Source organism: Polaromonas sp. P1_E1_2, from assembly GCF_056406035.1.
On the sequence record NZ_JBFUAZ010000396.1, the window covers coordinates 1 to 4051 of the forward strand.

A 4051-nucleotide genomic window follows, 5' to 3' on the forward strand; every position below is an offset into this window, starting at 1 on the left:
CTATGTAGCCTTCCTGATCGGCTGCAGCTTTTCTTTCGAGGCCGCGGTCACCCAGGCCGGCATTCCGTTGAGGCATGTCGAGCAGGGCCGCAATGTCTCGATGTTCCGTACCAGTCTCCAGTGCCAGCCTGCTGGTGTGTTCAGCGGCGAAATGGTCGTCACCATGCGGCCCATCAAGAGCCGCGATGTGGCAAAGGTGGTGGAGATTTCTGGCCGGTTTGACGTTGCGCATGGTGCGCCCGTTCACATCGGCAATCCGGAGGCGATCGGCATCACCGACCTGTCGCGACCGGATTACGGCGATGCAGTCGACATCAAGGATGATGAAATCCCGGTGTTCTGGGGTTGCGGCGTAACGCCGCAATGGGTTGCCCAGAAGAGCCGACTGTCGATGTGCATCACCCATGCGCCGGGCAAGATGTTTGTGACAGACCTGAAAGGGTGAGTTCCATGCACCCGCCGCCGGGCTAATTCTCAACTCCCAAGGAGTTCCCATGAAAGCAGTTTTAATAGCCGTGCTCGTCACGGCGGGGGCAGCGCACGCCCAGACAACCTGGAAGCTGGCCACGGGCTACCGGGCAGAGTCCTTCCATACGCAGAACCTCCTGCAGTTTGGGCGCGATGTGGATCTGGCCACGCGCGGACAGCTGGTCATACAGGTGTACCCCAACAACACCCTGGCCAAGCTGGCGGACATCAGCGCGGCCGTGCAGCAGGGAAAGGCCGAAGCGGGCGAGACCATCATGGCGAGCATGGTCAAGGAAATTCCGCTGGCTGGCGCGGACTCCATTCCCTTCGTCGTGGCCTCCTACAAGGACGCACAACGCCTCTGGAAACTGCAGCGGCCCGGTCTTGAAAAGCATTTCACCGAGCATGGCATGAAGCTCCTGTACGCCGTGCCGTGGCCGCCGCAAGGCCTGCATTCGAACAAGCCGGTGCGGGGCCCGACAGACTTTCGCGGTACCCAGATGCGCACCTACAACCAGACCACCATGCGTATCGCCGAAATGCTGGGTGCCAAGCCGGTGGATGTGGCCATGGTCGATGTGGGCAAGGCATTGGCCGAAGGCCGGATGGACAACATGATCACGTCTGCGCTGACCGGCGTGGAGAACAAGGTGTGGGGTCCGATCAAGTATTACTACGAGATCAATGCCTGGTTCCCCAAAAATGCGGTGTTTGTGAACAGCAAGGTCTTCGATGCACTGAAGCCCGAGACGCGCGCCGCCGTGCTCAAGGCGGCGGGTGAGGCGGAAGTCCGCGGCTGGCAGGCCAGCCAGGCGCTGGCGACCAGCGCGACCGAGGAATTGCGCGCCAACGGCGTGAAGATAGAACGCATTCCCCCCGAGCTGGACACTGAGATCAAGCGCATGGGCGAGAAATTCTCGCGCGAGTGGATACGATCGGTGGGCAATGAAGCCAATGATATTTTCGTGCCGTACTACATGCCGCAATAAGCACAGGCTTCGAATCGCATGAAAACTCCTTCCGCATCCATCGCCGCCTACCTTCATGCCAAGGATGGCAACCGGCCTCACCTGCTGGCGCAAGCCTTTACGGACGATGCCCTGCTGCAGGTCACYGTCCACACCGGTGCGATTTCTTTTCCGCCGGTGTCCCGGGGGCGGGACGCCATTGGCGAGGTGCTGGTGCGCCGTTTTGGCCAGTCCTACGAGAATGTCTACAGCTTCTGCCTGACTTCGCCGCCGGAGGCCGACGCTCAGGTGTTTTGCTGTGACTGGCTGGTTGCCATGACGGAAAAGGACAGCCGCGCCGTGCGGGTCGGGTGTGGCCGCTACGATTGGTGTTTTTCGCCACCTTCATGTCTGGCGGAAAGCCTTTCAATCACCATCGCGAGCATGCAGACCCTGCCGGCCTCGCACACGGACGAGGTCATGGATTGGGTCGCCGGCCTTCCCTATCCGTGGTGCCCGGCTTCGACGGCCCTGCGGGGCGTGCCGGATATCCAGCACTTGGCGCCGGTACTTGGGTACATTGGCAGGTCACAGATCGCCAATTTTCCGGACAAGAGGCCCCGGCCAACATCGCCGCACAGCGTTGCGTCGAGCCAGGCCTGACGGCACACAAGATCAATAAAGATCCATAGAGATCAGCAAAGAACACGTTAACTCTGAAATCAAAAACCATGCAAGACACCACTTCAAAACCGGGCGGCGACCGTTGGCAATTCTGGATAGACCGCGGCGGCACTTTCACCGATATCGTCGCCAAAAAGCCTGACGGTTCGCTCGTGACCCACAAGCTGCTGTCGGAAAACCCGGAGCAGTATCGCGATGCAGCGGTGGCCGGCATCCGCCACCTGCTGGGCCTGAAAGCGGGCGAGCCGATACGCGCCGACGTGGTGGACTGCGTGAAGATGGGAACGACCGTGGCCACCAATGCACTGCTGGAGCGCAAGGGTGAACCGACATTGCTGGTGACCACGCGCGGCTTTCGGGATGCGCAGCGCATTGCCTACCAAAACCGCCCCCGTCTGTTTGACCGCCACATCGTGCTGCCCGAATTGCTTTACAGCGCGGTGGTGGAGGCCCAGGAGCGTGTGGGCGCGCAAGGCGAGGTGCTTCAGGCGCTCGACGAAGTGCTATTAAAAAAGGAGCTGCTTGCGCAGTACCAGAAAGGGCTGCGAAGCCTTGCGATTGTTTTTATGCATGGATACCGGTTCACGGAGCATGAAAAGGCCGCCAAGCGCATCGCGACCGAGGTGGGTTTTACCCAGATCAGCACCTCGCATGAAACCAGCCCGATGATGAAGTTTGTGAGCCGCGGCGACACCACGGTGGTGGACGCCTACCTCTCCCCCATCCTGCGCCGTTATGTGGAACAGGTCGCCAGTGAGATGCCGGGGGTACGGCTCTTTTTCATGCAGTCTTCCGGTGGATTGACCGATGCGCATGTATTTCAGGGCAAAGACGCCATCCTGAGCGGCCCGGCGGGCGGCATTGTGGGCATGGCCCGCACGGCCGCAATCGCCGGCCATGCCAAGGTCATAGGCTTTGACATGGGCGGCACCTCAACGGACGTGTCGCATTACGCCGGGGAGTTCGAGCGCGAATTCGAAACCCAGGTGGCCGGTGTGCGCATGCGGGCACCCATGATGAGTATCCACACCGTGGCGGCGGGCGGCGGCTCCATCCTCAAATTTGACGGCGAGCGCTTCCGGGTTGGTCCACAGAGCGCAGGCGCCAACCCAGGCCCCGCCAGTTACCGGCGCGGTGGCCGCCTGGCGGTGACCGATGCCAACGTGATGGTCGGCAAGGTGCAGCCGCGCTACTTTCCGAAAGTATTTGGTCCCAATGCCGATGAGCCCTTGAGTTACGAGGCGGTAGAGGCCCAGTTCAACGAACTGGCGGGACAGACCGGCCGCAGTGCCGAGGTGGTGGCCGAGGGCTTCATCAACATCGCGGTCCAGCAGATGGCCAACGCCATCAAGAAAATTTCGGTGGCGCGCGGCTATGACGTGACACGCTACACGCTGCAATGCTTTGGCGGTGCGGGCGGGCAGCACGCCTGCCTGGTGGCCGATGCGCTGGGCATGACCAAGGTGTTTGTGCATCCGCTGGCGGGTGTGCTGAGCGCCTATGGCATGGGCCTGGCCGACCAGAATGTGATTCGTGAGCAGGCGGTGGAGCTCAAGCTCTCGGCCGCCGTGCTTCCGGAAATTGCCGACAAGCTCAACTCGCTCGCTGCAACGGCAGAGGCCGAGCTGCAGCGCCAGCAGGTCAGCACCGGCAGCATCACCACGCATCACCGCGTGCATGTGCGTTATGAAGGCAGTGACTCCGCGCTCATCGTGCCCTTCGGTACGCTGGACGAGATCGAGTCCGGGTTCGAAGCCGCTTACCGCCAGCGCTTTGCCTTCCTGATGCAGGGCAAGGGCCTGGTGGTTGAGGCCGTGTCGGTAGAGTCCGTGGTGGCAGGCGACGCGCCTGCCGAGCCGCGCCACACCACGCATGAGCCGCGTGAAGTACCTCGCCGCGAAACCGTGCGCATGTACTCCGGCGGCCAGTGGCATGACGCCGCGCTGGTGGTG

Annotated in this window: 4 protein-coding genes; all 4 read left to right on the forward strand. The window is 61.9% G+C overall.

Going from position 1 to position 4051, the window contains the following annotated elements; genetic code table 11:
• Window positions 1-445 (forward strand): D-glutamate cyclase family protein (locus tag AC1D1P_RS16485; protein WP_477673712.1); only part of this gene is annotated, 445 nt, incomplete at its 5' end.
• A 49-nt stretch (window positions 446-494) separates the two neighbouring features.
• The gene (locus AC1D1P_RS16490; protein ID WP_477673713.1) at window positions 495-1457 is read left to right on the forward strand and encodes a TRAP transporter substrate-binding protein; all 963 of its coding nucleotides are present in this window, start codon (window positions 495-497) and stop codon (window positions 1455-1457) included.
• Window positions 1458-1475: 18 nt separating this feature from the next.
• Window positions 1476-2078, forward strand: a complete 603-nt coding sequence (locus tag AC1D1P_RS16495) for a nuclear transport factor 2 family protein (RefSeq protein WP_477673714.1) — start codon at window positions 1476-1478, stop codon at window positions 2076-2078.
• 68 nt (window positions 2079-2146) lie between these two features.
• A partial coding sequence (locus tag AC1D1P_RS16500) for a hydantoinase/oxoprolinase family protein (protein WP_477673715.1) occupies window positions 2147-4051 on the forward strand: 1905 nt, incomplete at its 3' end.